This window comes from Mesorhizobium sp. M7A.F.Ca.US.006.04.2.1 (assembly GCF_004022915.1).
Taxonomy (GTDB): Bacteria; Pseudomonadota; Alphaproteobacteria; order Rhizobiales; family Rhizobiaceae; genus Mesorhizobium; species Mesorhizobium ciceri.
In genome coordinates this window covers 1-4362 of sequence record NZ_RZQA01000552.1, presented here as the reverse complement: position 1 = coordinate 4362, position 4362 = coordinate 1, and the positions used below count along the sequence as shown (strand labels likewise).

Below are 4362 nucleotides of genomic sequence, written 5' to 3'. Positions count from 1 at the left end.
GCGCCAGCCAGCGCGCCCAATCCTCGGTGTCGTCGAGATGCAGCAGGTTGGCGCGTAGCACGTCCGACGGCCGGGAAAACCCGCCGACCTTGTTGAGCAGCGTCGGGCTGCAGAGCGGCGTGAACGAGATTTCGCAGAGCGGCTCGACCGCCCGGTTCGGCCAATTGCCGACACCAAACGCAATGAAGGCATCGGCATCTGCGTTGCTGACATCGTCGAGCCGGCGCGGCGTCAGGATGCGCAGCGCCACGTCAGGATACATCTGCCGGAACTCGCCGATATGGGTGCACAAGAACAGCGAGGCGAAGCCGGGCGTGCAACTGACGGCGAACGAGCCGCCGACGCCGGTGCCGGCGTCCCGCGTCACCGCATCGCCCAAAACGGTGAGCGCCTTGCGCACGTCGCTGGCGTAGCGCTGGCCGCGCGGCGTCAGCGCCACGCCCTTGCCGATGCGTTCGAGCAGGTCGAAGCCGAGATCGCGCTCCAGCAGACGAAGCTGATGGCTCACGGCGCTGCGGGTCAGGTGCAACTCGTCGGCGGCGCGCCAGACGCTGCCATGGCGGGCGAAGCTGTCGAGCGCACGCAGCGCTTGTGTGGATGGTATACGCAAGGAGCCTCAGGTGAACCGAATTTGCACGAACCGGGAAAACATATCACTTTTTAGCGAACCGCTTCACTGCTTTCTTCTCATGCCATGGAGAAACCGGTGGCCACCTCGGCGCAAGCAACCGCCCTTGCCTGTCTCGACGGCATCCAGCCGTTGTTGTCCGCGTGGACACGCATCATCTTCGATTACGGCGAGACCGCGTGGCGGGAATATCAATCCGCCGCCTGGTATGTCGAGCGACTGAAACTCGAAGGCTTTTCTGTCGAAGAAGGCTCCGGCGGCATGCCGACCGCCTTCTGCGCTCATTGGACCAACGGCCCCGGCCCGACCATCGGCATGTACGCCGAATACGACGCGGTGCCCGGCAATTGCCAGGATGCCGCTACGGTCGAGCGTCCGCGCCGGGGACTTGGCAATCAGGCCGGCGGCCACACCGACCCGCATTCCGGGCTGGGTATTTCGAGCCTCGGCGGGCTGCTGGCGACCAAGGCCGCGATGCAGCGCCACGGCATATCAGGCACGCTGCGCTTCACCGGCGAGCCGGCGGAAAAGGTGCGTGGGTCAAAGCCGATCCATGCCGCCAAGGGCTATTATGACGGCCTTGCCGGCATGATCTCCTTTCATCCGTTCTACATGCTGCCGCTCTGCAACACGGCGCGCTGGGACACGCATTGCGGCGCGGCCTACGCGATGATCTATCGCTTCATCTGCGACCAACCGGAGCGCTGGGCGCTGGCTGCGGGCGCTGCACCCATTCCGCAAGCACATTCGGCGGCGCGCGCGCCCGGCGCCAACGACGCATTGATGATGATGTACATGGCCTCCAAGGCTCTGCGCGATTCCATGCTGCCGCACCAGGGCGGCTGGTCGATCAGCGAGGCGATCCTGACGGCGGGGCAAGCGACCGCCGACAATTTGCCGGCGGGGCTGGCCGAGATTCAGTACATGATCCGCGTGCCGACGCTTGCCATGGCCGAGCAGGTCACCGCGGTGCTCGACCGCAATGCCGAGGCGGCGGCAGCGATGAGTGGTTGCCGCACCGAGCGGCATTGGGTGTCGAAGTCACGACCGGGACTTGCCAATCATGCCATGGCCGAGATCGCCTATGAAGCGCTGTCGACGGTCGGGCCGCCGCGCTGGGACGAAGACGCCAAGGCAGTCGCGCGCGAAATACAGGTCAATGCCGGGCGCATGGCGAGCGACGAGCCGTTCATCGAAGAGCTGGAGCGCCTGATCGAGCCGCAGGCGGCGGAAGCGATCCTGCGCCGCGACCTGCCGCCCTCGCAGGTCAATTCGACCTCCGACGATTACACCGACATGAGCTGGCACACGCCGACGGCGCGCTTCTATGTCGCCCGCCCGGCACTGCGTTCGGAGACCGGCTATCCCTATCCAGCCTGGGTGATGAATGCGCTGGGCGGTATTTCGGCCACGATCGACCCGATGGTGGCCTGCGCCTCCCGCACGATCGCGCTTGCCGCCCTTCGCCTGCTGGAAGACCAGACTGCCCGCGAAGCGGCGATGGACGAGTTCGTTACCCGCACCGGCGGCGGCATCGGCGGTTCGAACTGGATCGCACCGCTTTGCGACTACGAGCCGCCGATCGGGTTTCGCTGGCCAGAATATGTCACCACCCCGCGTGGACGCGACTGGTGGATACCGAGCAATCAGACACCCCCAAGTCACCTCACGAGGAGCATCCCATGACCGTTCATGACCGCATTGTCGCCGAGCCGTTTTCGCTGCAGCGCCGCAACCCCGCCGGCGGCACCAAGCCGCTGACCGCCTGGGGTTTTGCCAACGAGACCGACGTGCTGACCGACGTCCTGCTCGGCTCGCCCAATTTCCTGCGTCATCTGTCGACCAGCTCGCTGTCGCGCAAGCACCTGCGCGAGGCGCCCTGCAACGTGCAGATCGCGCAGGCACAGCACAAGGACCTGGTCGCCGCCTACGAGCATTTCGGCGTCAACATCCACTGGCACGAGCCGACGCCCGAGCTGCCGATGCAGGTCTATTCCCGCGATTCCAGCGTCATGACGCCCTACGGCGCCTTCATCACCGCCATGGCCAACTGGTGGCGGCGCGGCGAGAACTATGCCGCGATCCGCACCTACGAAAAACTCGGCATCCCGATCTACGACATGGTCACGGCTGGTACCTTCGAGGGCGGCGACTTCAACGTCATCGAGGACGGCGTCGTGCTGATAGGCTGCGGCGGCGCGCGCACGCAGGAGGAAGGTGCGCGCCAGGTGCAGGCCTGGTTCGACAAGGAAGGCTGGGAAACCCGCATCGCTTTCATCGACGAATATTACGTCCATATCGACCTGATGGTGGTGCCGATCGCCGAAAAACTGACCGCCGTCTGCCTTGCCTGCACCGAGCCCGGCATTGTCGACTGGCTGAAGGGCAAAGGCCACGAGATCATCGACGTGCCGTTCCAGGACACGATGGCGCTCGGCTGCAACTTCATGTCGCTGGGCAAGGACCGCGTGATCGCGCCGACCTCCAGCCAGTCGCTGATCGGCCAGCTCAAGGCCCGCGGTTTCGAGGTCGCGGCCGTCGACATGAGCGAGATTTCGAAGACCGGCGGCGGCATCCACTGCATGGCGCAGGCGCTGAAGCGCGAACCGGCCTGAGCCGGCTCGCCCCTCAGCAACAAACCCGATACTGTGTCTTCGCTGCCCTTGTGAGTGCTGGAAAAATGGAGGAATAGTCTTGCGGAATGCATCGCCCTGAAATTGCCGGTTTGCGGTACTCAGGTCGTGCAATTGCTAGCCGGATTCCGAATGGCCAGTCCCGAACCGCGCAAGAGAAGAGGTCCGATCGCCGCCCGGCTGCTGGCGCTCGACGCGTGGATCGATTCCTCGCTCTACGAGATCGGCTTCAAGGCGCGCCAGTTCTGGGAATCGGCGACGATCTTCTCGCGGCGCTTCCGCGTCAACGGCTGGCGCCGTGGCATCATCGAAGTGTTGAGCGAAGGTTTTACGCTCGGCGCCGGCGGCATCGTGGTGATGCTGGCGCTGGCCATTCCGGCTTTCCAGGATACGGCCGGCGACTGGCGCGCCCAGGGCGACTTCGCCGTCACCTTCCTCGACCGCTATGGCAACGAGATCGGCCAGCGCGGCATCATCCAGCGCGATTCCGTGCCGGTCGACGAGATGCCCGATCACGTCATCAAGGCGGTGCTTGCTACCGAGGATCGCCGCTTCTTCGATCACTACGGCATCGATGTGCTCGGCCTTTCCCGCGCCATCTTCGAGAATGTGCGGGCCAATTCCGTCGTTCAGGGCGGCTCGAGCATAACCCAGCAGCTGGCCAAGAACCTGTTCCTCACCAATGAGCGCACGCTGGAGCGCAAGATCAAGGAAGCCTTCCTGTCGCTGTGGCTCGAGGCCAATCTGTCGAAGAAGGAAATCCTGCAGCTCTATCTCGATCGAGCCTACATGGGGGGCGGTACGTTCGGCATCGAGGCGGCCGCCGATTTCTATTTCGGCAAGAGCGTCAAGGATCTGAACCTCGCCGAGGCGGCGATGCTGGCCGGGCTGTTCAAGGCGCCGACCAAATATGCGCCGCACATCAACCTGCCGGCAGCGCGCGCACGCGCCAATGTGGTGCTGTCCAACCTTGTCGATTCCGGCTTCATGACCGAGGGCCAGGTTCTGCAGGCAAGACTGCATCCGGCCGACGTCGTCGACCGCGGCGAGCAGAAAAGTCCGGACTATTACCTCGACTGGGCATTCGACGAGGTCAAGAAG

Annotated in this window: 4 protein-coding genes; 3 read left to right on the top strand and 1 reads right to left on the bottom strand. The window is 64.5% G+C overall.

The features are described 5' to 3' along the window. A partial coding sequence (locus EN925_RS24975) for a LysR family transcriptional regulator (RefSeq protein ID WP_128337006.1) occupies window positions 1-610 on the bottom strand: 610 nt, incomplete at its 3' end. An 84-nt stretch (window positions 611-694) separates the two neighbouring features. On the opposite strand from EN925_RS24975, the gene EN925_RS24970 reads away from it, so the two are divergent. The 3 genes from EN925_RS24970 to EN925_RS24960 all read left to right on the top strand — a co-directional run. After that, the gene (locus tag EN925_RS24970) at window positions 695-2314 is read left to right on the top strand and encodes an amidohydrolase (RefSeq protein ID WP_206524306.1); all 1620 of its coding nucleotides are present in this window, start codon (window positions 695-697) and stop codon (window positions 2312-2314) included. Continuing rightward, window positions 2311-3243 (top strand): dimethylarginine dimethylaminohydrolase family protein, encoded by a 933-nt coding sequence (locus EN925_RS24965; protein ID WP_013532649.1) that lies wholly within the window; start codon window positions 2311-2313, stop codon window positions 3241-3243. The genes EN925_RS24970 and EN925_RS24965 overlap by 4 nt, the downstream gene beginning before the upstream one ends. A gap of 150 nt (window positions 3244-3393) precedes the next feature. Beyond that, a partial coding sequence (locus EN925_RS24960; protein WP_206632910.1) for a transglycosylase domain-containing protein occupies window positions 3394-4362 on the top strand: 969 nt, incomplete at its 3' end.